The sequence below is a fragment of the Nocardia sp. NPDC059240 genome, from assembly GCF_042753865.1.
Lineage (GTDB): Bacteria > Actinomycetota > Actinomycetes > Mycobacteriales > Mycobacteriaceae > Nocardia.
Genome location: NZ_JBHZAC010000002.1, coordinates 146549 through 162681, shown reverse-complemented (window position 1 = coordinate 162681; position 16133 = coordinate 146549). Strand labels below are relative to the sequence as shown.

The 16133-nt window shown below is 68.1% G+C and carries 15 protein-coding genes; 12 read left to right on the top strand and 3 right to left on the bottom strand.

What is annotated here, in order from left to right:
* Window positions 1-17: 17 nt before the first annotated feature.
* The 3 genes from ACFXHA_RS06685 to ACFXHA_RS06675 form a co-directional block, all read right to left on the bottom strand.
* Window positions 18-1832, bottom strand: a complete 1815-nt coding sequence (locus tag ACFXHA_RS06685) for a protein kinase (protein ID WP_379353732.1) — start codon at window positions 1830-1832, stop codon at window positions 18-20.
* Complete coding sequence (locus tag ACFXHA_RS06680) at window positions 1829-2998, bottom strand: hypothetical protein (protein ID WP_379353730.1); 1170 nt, start codon at window positions 2996-2998, stop codon at window positions 1829-1831. The genes ACFXHA_RS06685 and ACFXHA_RS06680 overlap by 4 nt, the downstream gene beginning before the upstream one ends.
* A 158-nt stretch (window positions 2999-3156) precedes the next feature.
* Window positions 3157-4617, bottom strand: a complete 1461-nt coding sequence (locus ACFXHA_RS06675) for an AAA family ATPase (RefSeq protein ID WP_379354981.1) — start codon at window positions 4615-4617, stop codon at window positions 3157-3159.
* A 2371-nt stretch (window positions 4618-6988) separates the two neighbouring features.
* Between ACFXHA_RS06675 and infA the strand changes: the two genes are divergently transcribed.
* The 12 genes from infA to ACFXHA_RS06615 all read left to right on the top strand — a co-directional run bounded on the left by infA (window position 6989) and on the right by ACFXHA_RS06615 (window position 16033).
* A complete protein-coding gene (gene infA, locus ACFXHA_RS06670; RefSeq protein WP_040804562.1) occupies window positions 6989-7210 on the top strand; it encodes a translation initiation factor IF-1 in 222 nt (73 codons plus the stop codon).
* Window positions 7211-7330: 120 nt separating this feature from the next.
* On the top strand, window positions 7331-7444 hold the full coding sequence (gene rpmJ, locus ACFXHA_RS06665) for a 50S ribosomal protein L36 (protein ID WP_033085975.1): 114 nt from the start codon (window positions 7331-7333) through the stop codon (window positions 7442-7444).
* Window positions 7445-7625: 181 nt separating this feature from the next.
* The gene (rpsM, locus tag ACFXHA_RS06660) at window positions 7626-7997 is read left to right on the top strand and encodes a 30S ribosomal protein S13 (RefSeq protein ID WP_033085976.1); all 372 of its coding nucleotides are present in this window, start codon (window positions 7626-7628) and stop codon (window positions 7995-7997) included.
* Window positions 7998-8006: 9 nt separating this feature from the next.
* Window positions 8007-8420, top strand: a complete 414-nt coding sequence (rpsK, locus tag ACFXHA_RS06655) for a 30S ribosomal protein S11 (protein WP_067818955.1) — start codon at window positions 8007-8009, stop codon at window positions 8418-8420.
* Window positions 8421-8442: 22 nt separating this feature from the next.
* Window positions 8443-9048, top strand: a complete 606-nt coding sequence (gene rpsD / locus ACFXHA_RS06650) for a 30S ribosomal protein S4 (protein WP_379353728.1) — start codon at window positions 8443-8445, stop codon at window positions 9046-9048.
* A gap of 118 nt (window positions 9049-9166) precedes the next feature.
* Window positions 9167-10225, top strand: coding sequence for a DNA-directed RNA polymerase subunit alpha (locus ACFXHA_RS06645; protein WP_033085978.1), 1059 nt, complete (start codon window positions 9167-9169; stop codon window positions 10223-10225).
* Window positions 10226-10278: 53 nt separating this feature from the next.
* A complete protein-coding gene (gene rplQ / locus ACFXHA_RS06640; RefSeq protein ID WP_379353726.1) occupies window positions 10279-10788 on the top strand; it encodes a 50S ribosomal protein L17 in 510 nt (169 codons plus the stop codon).
* A gap of 19 nt (window positions 10789-10807) precedes the next feature.
* A complete protein-coding gene (gene truA / locus ACFXHA_RS06635; protein WP_379353724.1) occupies window positions 10808-11722 on the top strand; it encodes a tRNA pseudouridine(38-40) synthase TruA in 915 nt (304 codons plus the stop codon).
* Entirely contained in the window at window positions 11712-12704 is a 993-nt protein-coding gene (locus ACFXHA_RS06630) for a helix-turn-helix domain-containing protein (RefSeq protein WP_379353722.1), read from the top strand. The genes truA and ACFXHA_RS06630 overlap by 11 nt, the downstream gene beginning before the upstream one ends.
* 184 nt (window positions 12705-12888) lie before the next feature.
* Window positions 12889-13854 carry a helix-turn-helix domain-containing protein gene (locus tag ACFXHA_RS06625; RefSeq protein ID WP_379353720.1) on the top strand — a complete coding sequence of 322 codons (966 nt, stop codon included), beginning with the start codon at window positions 12889-12891 and terminating at the stop codon, window positions 13852-13854.
* A 260-nt stretch (window positions 13855-14114) separates the two neighbouring features.
* Window positions 14115-15095 carry an AraC family transcriptional regulator gene (locus ACFXHA_RS06620; RefSeq protein WP_379353718.1) on the top strand — a complete coding sequence of 327 codons (981 nt, stop codon included), beginning with the start codon at window positions 14115-14117 and terminating at the stop codon, window positions 15093-15095.
* 83 nt (window positions 15096-15178) lie between these two features.
* Complete coding sequence (locus ACFXHA_RS06615; protein ID WP_379353716.1) at window positions 15179-16033, top strand: nitrilase-related carbon-nitrogen hydrolase; 855 nt, start codon at window positions 15179-15181, stop codon at window positions 16031-16033.
* Window positions 16034-16133 lie beyond the last annotated feature (100 nt).

Sequence of the window (16133 nt, the reverse complement as noted above, 5' to 3'; positions counted from 1 at the left end):
ATCTGTTTTGTACTAATTCACTTCGGCAAACGCGGAATCGCATCGGTGAGTAGTTTTTCCGCTTTGCCGCAAGCGTCCGGTGAATTCGAAAGATCGGAAACTCTGATCTTCAACTGCTCGGCATTGTCCTTTTCGGTCGGACGCACCAGGTAGCTGAGCGAACAGTCGCTGGCCGACTGTGCGCCGATGGCGTAAGTCGTGAACTCACCCACCGGCACGGTGTCGTAGGTCCAGTCACCGCGATCCGGGCGCGACTCGTCGGACAGGTCGACCCGGACCCAGCCCTCGCGGCCGATCGTCGTGCAGGAATGCGGGGCGCGCTGATGGTCGACGAGGTCGCCCGCGAGATCGTGAATCATGCTCTCCTGCACCACTGCACAGGGATCCAGGCGCAGGACCGACGCCGCGGGCAGCTGACGCTGCGGCGCGTAATCGGTGAGCTGCTGCACCACGGCCAGCAGAGCCGCTTCGGAGGCGGCGCAGGCGGATTCGGGCGGCGCCGCGGGGTCGAGTTCCGCGGCGGACATGCGCAGCGTGACCGGGACCGCCGACTGGGTGACGACCGCGGTATCGCAGGTGCTGCCCGCGGCTCCGGCGCTCAGGATGGGTGCCCAGCCCGCGGTACGGCCGGTCGGGGTCAACTGGTCTACACCGATCGCGTGATCGGGGATGTCGAAGGTGTACTGGACCTTTCGCTGCGTGGAATCGACGACGGTGGTGGCGCAGCCGCCCTCGGGAGTGGACTCCGGATCGCCCGTGCGGGTGCCCAGCTTGCCCGCCACCGACTTGTCGATGACCGCGCAGACATCCAGCAGGCGCAGTTCCGCCGCCGACAGATCCAGCGACGGGTCCTTGTGCGGCTGGGCGTGCCCGCCGGTATCCGGGGAGTCGCTCAGACTCCACACCGTGCCACCGATCACCACCAGGCCGACAGCCGCGGCCGCCGCCAAGCCGACCGTGCGCCGGCGACGACCGGCCAAGCGCGCCAACTGATCCCGGTACCGGGTCTCCTGCTCGCCGCTGGACGCCCACCATTCGGCATCCACCCGATGCGCCTCGATGAAATCCAGCACCGGTTGCGGCCAGGCGGATTCCGTGGGGATGCGCTCGGCCTGCTCCAGCATCTGCCGCGCCGAGGGGCGATGCGCGGGATCCGGCGCCAGGCACGACTCCACGAGTTTGCGGAGAGAATGCGGGATCGCCTGGAAATCCGGCGAAGCGGACGCGGTGCCGGTGGCGGCCAGGGTCAGCAGCATGCCGACCGCATAGACGTCGGCGGCGGAGGTCACCGGCTGGCCCTCGGCCTGCTCGGGTGCCTGGAAGGTCGGGCCCGTGGCGCCGTCGGCGGCACGCGGGCTGGCGATCCCGAAATCGATGACCTGCGGCCCCTCCGGGGTCAGCAGCACATTGCCGGGCTTGAGATTGCGGTGCACCAGCACCGCGCGGTGCACCTCGATCAGGGTGGTGGCCAGGCCGATCGCCAACAGCCGCAGCCCGGACAGCGGCATCGGGCCACAGCCCGCGATCACCGTCGCCAGATCCGGGGCCGCCACGTATTCGCTGGCCAGCCAAGGGGTCTCGGCATCAGGATCACTGTCCACCACGGTCGCCGTGAACGCGCCCGTCAGCTGCTTGCCGGTCTCCAGCTCACGCTGGAATCGGGCGCGGAACTCCAGATCGTCGGCATGCGCACGGTGAATCTGTTTGACCGCCACCAGCTTCCCGGTCGGCGTCCGGCCCAGCAGCACCCGGCCCATACCGCCGGTGCCGATCACGGCGATCATGTGATGCGGGCCGATCCAGCGCGGATCGTCGGGCAGCAGCGCCTTCATCGCCCACCCGCCATGACCGCGTACTGCGCCGCCGCCAGCTGCCGGACATCGCTGTCGGTATTGCTGTAGACCGTCGCCACGTACTCGCCGCGGGTCACCACACAGCGATATCTGCGGGCCGACAGCGATTTCGGGTCCGGGCGGGTCGCCTCCGAGCAGCGGGCGCCGGGCAGGGCATTACGCATCCAGGTGTACTCCGAGTTCTCCGGGTCATCGGACAGCCAGCCGGCATACGACTGGGCGGACTTCGAATCGCGCATCCGATACAGGTATTTGTCGTGCGAGACCGCCAAGGCGGTGACGCCATAGCCGGACAGTGTGGTCAGCTTGCGGGCCGGCTCCGTAGCCAGCGCTGCGAAGGCGCGAACACCGAAGGCGGCGAAGGACTTCGGATCCGCCAGCGGATCACCGGTGTGAACCAGCCTGGTCAGCAGGCCATCCGGGTCGAGTGCGATCGCGGCCGGATCCGGCACCGGCGCGGTATCGAATCCGGTCAACTGCGCCACCTGCTTGCGATAGGTGGCGTCCACCAGATCGGCCAGCCGCCCCGGATCCGGCTCCGGCAACTCCGCGTACACCCGGATCACCACGTTCTTCCACGCCAGCAGACTGCCGACCGAGGCGACGCCCGGCCGCCAATGACTCAACGCGGACGGGAAGTCCGCCAACGGGATCGGCGCGTTCTCCGGACTCGCCTCGAAATCCACCCGCGCCATCTCCGCCGCGGCCGTCGTGGCGGCGGAGTCGTCACGGAACGCGGTGAGGGATACCGCGAGATACTTCTGCGGCGGGCCCTGCGCGGCGGACCGATTCGCCGCCGCGAGACCGAACGACCCGGCCACCCCGAAGGGACGCGCCACCGCCCGCTGGGCCGGCGAAAGCGCGGGCTCATGCCAGCCGCGATCATCCGCGGACACGCCGCCGCCGCGCATCGTCGTCAGGTCGGGATCGATATCGACCGGGAACACGATATGGTCGGCCAGCCGCAACGACTCGGCCAGAATTCCCCGAATCCGACTCGGCTGCCGATCGAAATCATTCCCACCCGGCGCGACCGAATACGGCCCGTAATCGGCTGCCGCAGCATCATTCCCGCATGCCGTGGCCACAACGAGCAGCGCGACACCCATTCCGGCAACCGACAATCGCCGGAACCTCAGACGCATGCGTTTCAACCCTCATCACCGGACAGCAGCGGGCCACTGAACTATTCGATCCCGCACGCGCCGGACGGGCGGCGCTCGAGCCACAAGTTAGCACCGGTCCGGTGCTGTGTCATGTGCGGGCGAGGGGACTGAACTCGGTGCCGGCGAACGGGTTCGAATCAGCCTCGATAGCGGCGGTGGTCGGCCGAGAAATCATCGGCGACCGTGGCCGCCAATTCGACGTAGGCGCGCTTGGTGGGCTTGCTCAGGCGGTGCAGGTCGATCTCGGCGCCCTCACCGAGATGGGAGTCGTAGGGGATGATGTGGACTGCGCGGCAACGGGACAGGAAATAGTCGCGGAGTTGGTTGATGCCGACGCTGGGGGCGCCGGGGCGGGGCAGGTTGATCACCACGACGGCGTTGCGGACCAGGTGGTCGTGGCCGTGCAGGGAGAGCCAGTCGAGGGTGGCGGCGGCACTGCGGGCGCCGTCGATGGCCGACGACGAGATCAGGACCAGGGAGTGGGCCAGGTCCAGGACGCCCGCCATCGCCGAATGCATCAGGCCGGTGCCGCAGTCGGTGAGGATGATGTTGTAGAAGCGCTGCAGAATTCGCGCGACCGCGCGGTACTCGTCCTCGCTGAAGGCCTCCGAGGCCGCCGGATCCCGTTCACTGGCCAGCACTTCCAGCCGGCTGCTGCCCTGTGAGGTGTGGCGGCGCACATCCGAATATCGCTGAATATGCTCGTCCAGCAGCAAATCCCGGACCGTGGAGCGCGTCTGCAAGGGGACGCGCTGTGAGAGCGTGCCGAAGTCGGGATTCGCATCCACCGCGATGACCCGATCGCCGCGAATGGAGGAGAAAATCGAACCCAGGCCCATCGTGGTGGTCGTCTTACCGACGCCACCCTTCAGCGACAGCACCGCGATCCGGTAATCACCGCGCACGGGCTGCCGAATTCGCGCCACCAACTCCTGCAGGCGGCGCTCCTCCGCCGACATGCCGGGATTGATCGTGCCACCGGACATATGGTGAACGGCCCGCCGCCAACCGGAATCCGGTGCCTTCTTGGCCTTACGGAACGGGACATCATCCAGCGACGGCGCGGTCCCGCCGGGACCGTTCGCACCCCACGCGGGCGCGGCGTAGCCGGGCTGGCCCTGCGGACCGGGGCCGTACTGACCCGTCGCCGGACCGGGCTGACCGGGCGCGTACTGGCCCGGCGCGAAGTTCGAATTCGGGCCCGCGCCACCGGGATAGCCCGCGGGCTGTTCCGAACCCGGCGCGCCCCACTGGCCTTGACCGGGGTCACCCTGCTGGTACCCGGGGGCGGGCTGCTGGCCCTGCACAGCCCACGGCATCTGCCCGGGTGCGCCGAGCTGCCCGGCATCCTGGCCGGGAGCGAAACCGTCGGGTCCCGGTGCGGCCGGGTACGGCGCACCCTGCTGCGGTCCGGGCCCGTAACCCGGCATCGCCTGCTGATCCGGTGCGCCCCACGGCGCGGACGGGGCTTGCTGTCCGGATGCGTCCGGACCCCAATTCGATTGCGCGGGTGCGATATTGCCCGGAAAACCGGTGCCCGCCGGTGTGGTACCGAGACCGTGCGGACCGGTCAGGCCGGCTGCGGCCGCCTCGGACATGGGGGCGTTGGTCCACGGATTCGCATCCGGGTCGATGGCCTCCTGCGCGGCCGGGACACCTGGAAGCTGACCCTGCGGTCCCAGGGGCGTGCCCGGGATCGGCGGCTGCGGCGGTGTCCAGTGGCCACCGGTCGGCGGCTGCGGGCTCGGGACCTGCGGAATAGGGCCGGAACTCTGCGGGCCGGGGCCCGGAACCTGCGGCCCCGGGGCCGACAGCTGCGGACCGACACCCGGGAACTGCTGGCCCGGAACGGAATTCTGCGGCCCTGGGCCGGGAATCTGCGGGGCAGGGGCCGAATTCTGCGGGACAAGGGTCGGGCTTTGCGGGGAAGGGGTCGAGCTCAGCGGCGCCGGGCCGGAACCCTGCGGGATCGGCGGGGCCGGTGGCCGGAATGCGGGCTGCGCGGGATCGGCGTGCGGCGTCGACGGGATCGGGCCGCCCTGGGGGGAATTCGTGGGAAGGGGGAGGGGGACCTCCACTGCGCGGTGTCGACCAGGGGGGATCGGCTGATCGAGTTCGGTGTCCGGCGTCGAGTTCTCGACTGCGGCATTCTCGATCGCGGGGGAGTCGGAGCCGTGGCGGTGTGCACCGGAATCTGTTGCGGCCAGGCTGTCCGGCGCTGTGGTCGGGGCGCCGCCATTGGCGGTGGGGGCCAGCGGATTCGGGCCCGCGAGAGCGCCACCCAGGCTGGCCAACTGGGCCTCCAGCAGGCCGTGGGCGGCGGCCGTGGTGTTCGGCACCGGGCCGCCCACCGCGGGCGTACCGGCAGGCGGAGTGATGATGCCGGTGCCGGTCGCATCGAGATCGCCGGGCGCCGGAGGCAAGGGCGGCTGCGAGATCTTGGTGGTCGCACCGATCGGGTCGGACGCGGTCGCGCCGACTTCACCGGGCGACGGCGGCAGCTCGGGACGCCCGACGGGAGCGGCCGAATCGCTTGTCGCCGAGCTGGATTCACGGGACGCGCGCGGCAGCGGCACCCGAGTGGTGGGGTCCGACGGAGCCACGGGAGCCGGGGCGATCGCCGACGGACCGGCAGCGTGCGAGGCACCGCCGGACTGCGCCGCGGCCGAGTCCTGCTGCGGAATGGGTGACGGCGGCAGCGACGGCGGGGTGAAACCCGGGTTGCTCTGCTGCGGGCGCGACTGCGCCGACTGATCCGCCGGAGCCTCGGGAATGGCAGGGCCGGACAGCCGCGGCCCGGCCGAACCGGAGTTCGGCCCCGGCAGCGGCGATTCCGGGATGACCGGCGGCTGCGAGAAATGGCCGCCGACCGAGGGTGCAGACGTTGGGCCGAGCGGACCCGAAGGCGGTCCCGGGGTCACCGGAGGGCGTGAGAACTGACCGCCGTTCTCGGCGAGGTCGGTCGGCGAGAGCGGGCTCGACTGCGGCCGGTCCGGAAGCCGTTGCTCCGCTTGACCGTTCGGAACCGCGCCACCGGTGCCGGGCCGATTCGGCTGCGCCGGAGGGAATCCGGTGCCACCCGGCTGCGTCGCGGGGAATCCCTGGCCGTTGGGCTGCTGAGCCGGGAAGCCTTGACTGTTGGGCTGCTGGGCCGGGAAGCCTTGACCGTTGGGCGGCTGCTGCGGGAAACCTTGGCCGTTGGGCTGCGCGGGGGCGGAGCCGAAGCCGTTGCGCTGGGCTGCCGTGGGGCGCTGGCCGTTGGGGGTGGGCGGGGTGCCGGACTGCTGGGTCGCGCCGTTCGGCGGAGTGCCCTGCGAGGGGAGATTGAAATGGGTGCCCGGCGCGCGCTGCGGCATCGGGGCACCCGACTGCGGGGAGTTGGACCGGTCGGGCTCGGCGGCCTTGGGTGCGGGGGGTGCGGAACGGTCCGGGGCAGGAGTCGGGGTCGGCGACTTCGACTGCGGTGCCGGTTCGGGAGTCGAGGACTTCTTACGACGGTCGCGATTGCCGAAGATGCGGCCCTTGGCCTTGGGGATGACCTCGTCCTGCGGGAGGTTCTGGACCGGGGGAGCCTCATAGGCGCTGTCGGAGACCTCGCCCTCCGACAGCCAGGGTGGGAGCATTGGGAGGCCGTCGTTCTCGCGACTCACATCTACCCCCGGGTGCTCGACCGATCTAGCTGGACAGGGCGTAGTTTAGCGATCTCCGGCGACGGTGTGCCCGCTGTATATGTTCCCGGGCCGGCGAGGGCGTGGAGTCGGAGCACGTCACAGGCCCCGTATTTGGCCGGATCTGGGGAAACGGGTAGGCTAGGCAGCTGGTGACTTACATAGTGGTTGTGGCATGTCTACGTGCCGCCCCCAGTGAGTATGTCACCGGGTTGGCCAGCGTGCACCACTAACTTCTGGGCCGACCAGCCGTAATGAGCTCGAGCCAACCAGGTTCGGCCTAACCGGGATCGCGGAGGATATGGCGAAGAAGGAAGGGGCCATCGAGGTCGAGGGCCGGGTTATCGAGCCGTTGCCCAATGCGATGTTCCGGATCGAGCTGGAAAACGGGCACAAGGTTCTGGCCCACATCAGCGGCAAGATGCGGCAGCACTACATCCGCATCCTCCCCGAAGATCGCGTCGTCGTTGAGTTGTCTCCTTATGACTTGACTCGCGGCCGCATCGTCTACCGCTACAAGTGAGTCACCCTCGCGGGTGCGTCAAGACTTCCGGGGCCTAGAGTCCCGGGTTTTCCCCGGTCAAACCGGCCGGGGAAAAACTGTGTTCACGGCCAGTGAACACCAACCCAGATTGGATCTGACGTGAAGGTTCAGCCGTCCGTCAAGCCGATCTGCGAGAAGTGCAAGGTGATCCGTCGTCACGGTCGGGTCATGGTGATCTGCGAGAACCTGCGCCACAAGCAGCGTCAGGGCTGATTACCGCCAAGCACCGAACGCGATTCGGATTGGCAGTAATAGAAGAACTCCCAGCTCCAGTCGCCGTCGACGAGTCCCGTAGGGGACGGACGGCGGCCTACCCCCGGTACGGAGGCCGGGGCCCCACTTTCGAGGGGACGGACAGGGAGAAGACCTCCGCAAAAGTAAGGAATCGCCAAACATGGCACGTCTGATGGGCGTCGATCTCCCGCGCGAAAAGCGCATGGAGATCGCGCTGACCTACATCTTCGGCATCGGCCGTACCCGCGCCAAGGAGATCCTGGACCAGACCGGCGTCAGCCCGGACCTGCGTTCCAAGGACCTCAGCGATGACGACCTGACCAAGCTCCGCGACTTCATCGAAGCCTCGGACATGAAGGTCGAGGGTGACCTGCGCCGCGAGGTGCAGGCCGACATTCGTCGCAAGATCGAGATCGGCTGCTACCAGGGCATCCGCCACCGTCGTGGCCTGCCCGTGCGTGGTCAGCGGACGAAGACCAACGCTCGTACGCGCAAGGGTCCGAAGAAGACCGTCGCCGGCAAGAAGAAGTAGGGATAGCGCATGCCTCCGAAGAGCCGGGCCTCGGGCCCGAAGAAGACTCAGAAGTCGCGTCGCCGGGATAAGAAGAACATCCCGCACGGCCACGCGCACATCAAGAGCACGTTCAACAACACGATCGTGTCCATCACCGATCCCGAAGGCAACGTCATCTCCTGGGCGTCCTCGGGTCACGTCGGCTTCAAGGGTTCGCGTAAGTCGACCCCGTTCGCCGCGCAGCTCGCTGCCGAGAACGCTGCCCGCAAGGCGCAGGAGAACGGCGTCAAGAAGGTCGACGTTTTCGTCAAGGGCCCGGGTTCGGGTCGTGAGACCGCGATTCGCTCGCTTCAGGCCGCCGGCCTCGAGGTTGGCTCGATCTCCGACGTCACCCCGCAGCCGCACAACGGCTGCCGTCCGCCCAAGCGCCGTCGCGTCTAGCGGGAAAGGATTCAGATAAAAAATGGCTCGTTATACAGGCCCCATCACCCGCAAGTCGCGTCGTCTGCGCGTCGACCTCGTCGGAGGCGACCAGGCGTTCGAGCGTCGTCCTTACCCGCCGGGCCAGCACGGCCGCGCGCGGATCAAGGAGTCCGAGTACCTGCTCCAGCTGCAGGAGAAGCAGAAGGCTCGCTTCTCGTACGGCGTCATGGAGAAGCAGTTCCGCCGCTACTACGAAGAGGCGAACCGCCAGAAGGGTAAGACCGGCGACAACCTGCTGCGTCTGCTCGAGACCCGTCTGGACAACGTCGTGTACCGCGCCGGTCTGGCCCGTACCCGTCGTGGCGCCCGTCAGCTGGTCTCGCACGGCCACTTCGTCGTCAACGGCGTCAAGGTGAACGTGCCGAGCTTCCAGGTGTCGCAGTACGACATCATCGACGTCAAGCCGAAGTCGGCCTCCATGCTGCCGTTCCAGGTCGCGCGTGAGACCGTCGGCGATCGTCAGGCTCCGGGCTGGCTGCAGGTCGTCCCCGGCCGTCTGCGGATTCTGGTGCACCAGCTCCCCGAGCGTGCGCAGATCGATGTTCCGCTCCAGGAACAGCTGATCGTCGAGTACTACTCGAAGTAATGAGGTGCGCTTAGGCGCGCCGCTGGTTGCGGCCCACTGGGTCTATTAACGAAGCCCTTAGGGCCGCAACAGCTCCCAATCGTGAGCATCAAATGGTGGGTGCTCGAAGGAGGAAGAAATGCTGATTTCACAGCGACCGACGCTGACCGAAGAGGTCGTGTCCGAGAACCGGTCGCGGTTCACTATCGAGCCGCTGGAGCCGGGCTTCGGTTACACCCTCGGCAACTCGCTGCGGCGCACGCTGCTGTCGTCGATTCCTGGTGCGGCTGTCACCAGCATTCGCATCGACGGCGTGCTGCACGAGTTCACCACGGTTCCGGGCGTGAAGGAAGATGTCACCGACATCATCCTGAACCTCAAGGGCCTCGTGGTGTCGTCCGAAGAGGACGAGCCGGTCACCATGTACGTGCGCAAGCAGGGTCCGGGCACCGTCACCGCCGGTGACATCGTCCCCCCGGCGGGCGTGACCGTGCACAACCCGGACATGCACATCGCCACCCTGAACGACAAGGGCAAGCTGGAGATCGAGCTCGTTGTCGAGCGCGGTCGCGGCTACGTCCCGGCCGTGCAGAACAAGGCGTCGGGTGCGGAAATCGGCCGGATTCCGGTTGACTCGATCTACTCGCCGGTTCTCAAGGTGACGTACAAGGTCGAGGCCACCCGTGTCGAGCAGCGCACCGACTTCGACCGGCTCATCCTGGATGTCGAGACCAAGAACTCGATCTCCGCGCGGGATGCGCTGGCGTCGGCGGGCAAGACCCTGGTCGAACTGTTCGGTCTCGCTCGCGAGCTGAACATCGAGGCCGAGGGCATCGAGATCGGCCCGAGCCCGGCCGAGGCGGACCACATCGCCTCGTTCGGTCTGCCGATCGAGGACCTGGATCTCACCGTTCGGTCGTACAACTGCCTCAAGCGTGAGGGCGTGCACACCGTCGGCGAGCTGGTCGCCCGCACCGAGTCGGACCTGCTGGACATCCGCAACTTCGGTCAGAAGTCCATCGACGAGGTCAAGGTCAAGCTGCATTCGCTCGGCCTGTCCCTCAAGGATTCTCCGGCTTCCTTCGATCCGTCCTCCGTCGTCGGCTACGACGCGGCCAGCGGCACCTGGAGCGACAGCGGCTCGTTCAGCGACACCGACAGCGGCGAGCAGGACTACGCCGAAACCGAACAGCTTTAGGTCATTCGGGGTGTAGCGCCCCGAATCGGCCTTCAACACAGGAGATTCAAACAATGCCCAAGCCCAAGAAGGGTGCCCGCTTCGGCGGGACGGCGTCGCACCAGAAGGCGATCTTCGCCAACCTGGCGACGGCGCTCTTCGAGCACGGTCGCATCACGACCACCGAGGCCAAGGCCAAGGCGCTGCGCCCCTACGCCGAGAAGCTCGTGACCAAGGCGAAGGGCGGCACCCTTGCCGACCGTCGCGAGGTCATGAAGGTGATCCGTAGCAAGGACATCGTCCACGCCCTGTTCGCCGACATCGGTCCCTCGTTCGAGGGCCGTGATGGTGGCTACACCCGGATCATCAAGACGATCCCGCGCAAGGGCGACAACGCCCCGATGGCGATCATCGAGCTGGTTCGCGAGAAGACCGTGACCAACGAGGCCGATCGTGCCCGTCGTGTCGCGGCTTCGCAGAAGCCCGCCGAGGCCCCCGCTGCTGCCGAAGAGGCCGTGGTCGAGGATGCCGCCGAGGAGACCGTGGCTGACGCCCCGGCCGCCGAGGCCAAGGACGCGGAGTAACCCCGCCCCTATCGGATTCATGAGTGAGCCCGCCGTCCCCTCCGGGTCGGCGGGCTTTCTCCATGTTAACCAGGAGATCGCTGTGACCGTAGAGGTTCCGACGCCCGAACCGGTTTCGATTCGGGTACGGCTGGACATCAGCTACGACGGCACCGATTTCACCGGCTGGGCGCGGCAGCCCGGCCTGCGCACCGTGCAGGGCGTGCTGGAGGAGGCGCTGAGCAAGGTGCAGCGGGAGACCGTCCAACTGACCGTCGCCGGGCGCACCGACGCCGGCGTGCACGCGGAAGGGCAAGTCGCGCACTTCGATACGCACACCGAGGTGGACGGCCCCAAGCTGGTGCACCGGCTGGCGCGGTTTCTGCCCAAGGACGTCCGGGTCAAGGACGTCAGCCTCGCGCCCCCGGAGTTCGACGCCCGGTTCTCGGCGATCCGCCGCCATTACGCCTACCGGCTGACCACCGCCCCTTACGGCGCGGAACCGCTGCAGGCCCGCGGTGTGGTCCCCGTACGGTCCGGTCTCGATGTGGAGGCCATGCGCGAAGCCTCGCGAAACCTGTTGGGCCTGCACGATTTCGCGGCCTTCTGCAAACGTCGCGAGGGCGCTACCACCATTCGTGAGCTGCAGCGCTTCGATTGGGCCCAGGACGGCCATCTGCTGACCGCCTACGTCAGCGCCGACGCCTTCTGCTGGTCGATGGTCCGCAGCCTGGTCGGCGGCGTGCTGGCGGTCGGTGAGGGCCGCCGGACCCCGGCCTGGATCGCCGGTCTGCTGAACGAACGGGAGCGTTCCAGCTCCGTCACCGTGGCCCCCGCGCACGGTCTGAGCCTCGTCGCCGTCGACTATCCCGCCGATTCCGAACTGGCGGCCCGCAATCTGCAGACCCGCGAGGTGCGCACCGTGCCGAGCGGCGAAGATTGCTGTGGCGGATAGGGTTTCGGACGACATCCCGGCTCCCGAGATCCGGCGGATGGAGTTGCGGTCCGGACCGGAGCTGGGACGGACGGAGGCCTTCGAGCAGTGGGAGGCCGGGATGATCGATACGTACTTCCCGCTGGCCGTCGCGCCGCTGCCCGCACCCGACTTCCACGGCCGGATCAGTCACGGGCGCTACGGCGACCTGGACGTGACCGGTATCGGGGCCTCGCCGCAGCAGGTGCGATTGACCGACGGCTTGATCGCGGCCGCGGACGACGAGTATCTACTGGCGAGCGTGTGCGTCCGCGGCCGTGGCCGACTGCACCTGGGTGACCGGACCGCCGAGATTCGCCCCGGCGAGATGGTCTTCTTCGGCAGCAGCCGGAAACTGTTGTGGGAGTTCGACGCCGCCTGGGAGAAGACGGTGCTGCAGGTGCCCGTGGCGAGTCTGCGGGAGCGCACCGGCCTGACCCTCGACGATGTGCCGCTGGCGGTCACGCTGCCGAACGCGGGCGCGGCGGCGGTGGTCTCCCGGTTCTTCCGTGAGCTCGTCGGATTGCAGGAGCGGGCGCCGGGTGCGGCGGCGCTGATCGGCGAACCCGCCTTGGATCTGCTGGGCTCTGCGGTGCTGCTGGCGGGTGGCCGACGCCCGGGCCGGGTCTCCGCCGATGCGCTGCTGCGGGAGCGCGTGCTGAGCTTCATGCGCGATCACCGCGCCGACCCTGCGCTGTCGGTGGACCGGATCGCCCAGGGCTGCATGATCTCCCGCCGAGCCCTCTATCGGATCTTCGATGAATTCCCCGACGGGCCAGCGGCCGTCCTGCGCCGCATGCGCGTGGAACGGGCGTGCGACCTACTGGCGAACACCGACCTATCGGTACCGGCCATTGTCGCCGCGGCGGGATTCACCGGCGAACGCCAGTTCTACCGCGCCTTCCGCACCGAAATGGGTACCACCCCCGCAGCCTTCCGCACCGGAGGCCGCGCGCCGCGCTGACCGCGTTCGGGCGCGAATTTTCGTCGAAATTGCGGATGTCGGGTGTGGGTGAAAGTGCAAGTCCGGGATGAAGATTCGTCACGCAACTTGCGGGCAATGGGTCAATTCGGGCGGAAGGGCGAAAGTTGGATGTTGTTAAGGGAATTGGGGGGTTGGGGGGTGGGCGGGGTGCGAGAATCGGGCGATGAGGGGCGGCGCCACGCCTGCGGTGGTGGAGGTTCGGTCCACACCGGAGGTTTCGCAGCAGGAGACGTTCGAGGAGTGGGAGGCCGCGGTCGCGGCGGCCTACGTTCCGCTGGTGGTGACACCGGTGCGGTCGGGGGAGTTCCGGGCCCGAATAGTGCAGTCCCGCTTCGACGGGATCGATGTGTCGATGGTGACCGCCAGCGGGCAGCATCTGAGCCGGATACCGCGGCTGATCCACCAGCCCGAGGAACCGATCCTGTTCGCCAGCGTGACCACGCACGGGCACGGCTGGCTCGAGCAGGACGGGCGGGTCGGTGAACTGGCCGACGGTGGGCTCACCCTGCACGTGAGTTCGCGGCCCTTCAGCGCGCATTTCGAGCAGTCCTGGGGCGTGGTGGCGGTGCAGGTGCCGCTGGCCGAGGTGGTGGGCGCGTCGGGGGTGCCCGCCGATCGGATGCCGACCGCGGTGCGCTTTCCCCCGGAGGGCGCGGCCGGCATCGTCGGGCGGTTCTTCTGCGGGCTGGCGCAATTGCAGTACAGCGCACCGGATCAGGCGGCCGAGCTGGCCCGCCACGGTACCGGGCTGCTGGCTTCGGTGGTTCAGCTGGCGGCCGGGGACCTGCCGCGCGACGAGCCGGCGCGGGCGCTGGCCAAGCAGCGGGCGCTGGGCTACATCCAGCGCAATTACGCCGACCCGGAACTCACCATCGATCAGGTGGCCGGTGCCTGTGCGGTCTCGCGTCGCACTCTCTACCGACTGTTCGAGCAGGGCGAGGATGGGGTGGCGGCCATGTTGCGGCGCATGCGGGTGGAGCGGGCGCTCGCGCTCATCCGCACCGATCCGACCCGTCCGCTGCTGTCGGTGGCCCGCGCGTCGGGCTTCGTGTCGGAGCGGCAGTTCTATCGTGCCTTCAAGCGCGAAACCGGTATGACGCCTGGCGAATTCCGTACGCATCGTGCCTGATCAGGATATGAAACGGTGGTGACGCTAATTGGCAGTGATCTGGCACGGGCGGGCAGTCACAACGCGGCCGTAGCTCGTAATACTGGACACGCGCCGCCCGGTCGCCGCCTCGAGCCGCCGACGACCGGGCAGGCGGCCTCTTCTAAGCCAATTGTTACGCGAGCTCTGACCTCGAAAAACCCAGGCAATTGGTCTGTTTCGTCGCATCGGTCGGCTTCATTCGCAGTTTGCCAGCGGCCCGGTAGTGGAATGATGGCGGAGTGGGTACCGCCTCCACTGCCAGCGCCGAAGTCCGCACGACATCGGAGATTTCCGCGCGGCAGGCATTCGAACAGTGGGAGGCGATCGTCGCGGACGCCGTGCTGCCCTCGATCATCGAACCGCTGCGCCAGGGTCACTGGTACGGCAAGGTTCGCTCCACCTCGTTCGACCGTTCCAGCCTCACCCTGATGACCTCCAGCGCGCAGCGGGTGGTGCGCAGCAAGCGCCAGCTCGAACAGGCCAGTGCGGACTTCCTGCTGGTGAATATTGTTGTCGAGGGCGCGAACTGGACCGAGCAGAACGGCCGGCTCGCCGCGGGCGGCGCCGGGACCATCGCCTTCTACGACAGCGCCCGCGCCATCGAGAGCCGCACCACCGAGAACGCGGTGTCCACCATCGTGCGCGCGCCCATGGCCGCGGTGCTGGAGCACGCCGGGATCCCGCGCGACGAATTACCCATCGCCCGGGCGATTCCGGCGACCGGCGCCATGGGCGTGGTGACCGATTTCTTCCGGGGCATGGCGTCGCTGCCCGTGAACGAGGGCAACCGCGCGGCGGACGTACTGGAATCCCATGTCACGGCGATGCTCTCGTCGGCGGTGCTGCTGGCCAACGGGCAGAGCTCACCGGCCCCGGCGGATTCGCTCTACACCCGGCAGCAGGTGCTGGCGGTGCTGCGGCGGCGCTACACCGACCCGGACCTCACCGTCGACGAGGTGGCGCACGCCTGCCTGGTCTCGCGCAGGACGCTGTATCGGGTGTGCGAGGACATCGGCGGCCCGGCCGCGCTGGTGCGCCGGATGCGGGTCGAGCACGCCCGCAGGCTGTTACGCGCCGACCCGAACCGGCCGTTGTCGGCGGTTGCCGCGGCTTCCGGGTTTGCCACCGATCGACATTTCTACCGGGCATTTCGGCAGGAAACCGGCGTGACGCCCGGTCAATTTCGGTCACAACTGGACTCAGGCACACGCGGTCTGTAGCTCGGCACGGTATGTCGCTGTTAGCGGCACGCGTTCGGCGAAGGGTGATTGCACAGATCATCCGATCCGTCGAAGGAGCCGAGGTGCCGACGAAGGTGCGAGTCGCGGCCGTCCAAGCCGAACCACGATGGCTGGATCTGCGTGCGGGAGTCCAGCAGGCCATCGAGTTGATCGAGGACGCGGCCGCGGGCGGTGCGCAGTTGGTGGCTTTCCCGGAGACCTTCCTGCCCGGCTACCCGTGGTGGTTGTGGCTGGACTCGGTGAGTTGGGGGCAGGGCTTCTTCGCACGCTATCGGACGAATTCGATGACGGTGGGCCGCACCGAGTTCCGCCGCCTCGCCGATGCCGCGCGCCGGCATCGGATTCATGTGCTGCTCGGCTTCAGCGAACGCTGTGGCAGCGCGCTCTACATGTCGCAGTGCCTCATCGACGATCGAGGGGTACTGCTCGGAGTCCGTCGCAAGCCCGAGCTCACGCCGCTGGAGCACAAGATCTTCCGGTGTGGCGAGCCCGGTGATTCGCAGGTCTTCCGTACCGGCATCGGCCGCATCGCGGTGCAGGGCGGCTCCGAGCAGTTGCATCTCCCCGCGCGGCGCGAGCTGGAACGCACCGGTGCGCAGATCCATGTGGTCTCATGGCCGGGCTTCATCGTCGCCCGGGACGTGGATTGGGGTGTGCGCGTGAACAATGCGGCCACCCTCTGGTACGCGGTGGTCGGGCAGTTGAACGTGATCGCGGCGTGCGCGGTGATGGATGTGGCGGGCAGTGAGAGCCGCCGGGGCAGTGAGCCGGCCAAGCAGTTGGTGCGCGGGCCGGGTGGGCACGCGCGCATCTTCGCGCCGGGCGGCGAGGAGTTGGCGTCGCCGATGAGCGGGCACGAACAGGGTTTGCTGTACGCGGATCTGGAGCTGGACCTGAGCTTCGAGTCGGCGGCCTGAGGGTTCGTTTCCGGTGGGGCGTGCGCCGATCCGGTGCATTGGCCCCATATCCCGCGATCTGACACACTCACCCGAGTATTCGGCCGTACATGGCCGTCCA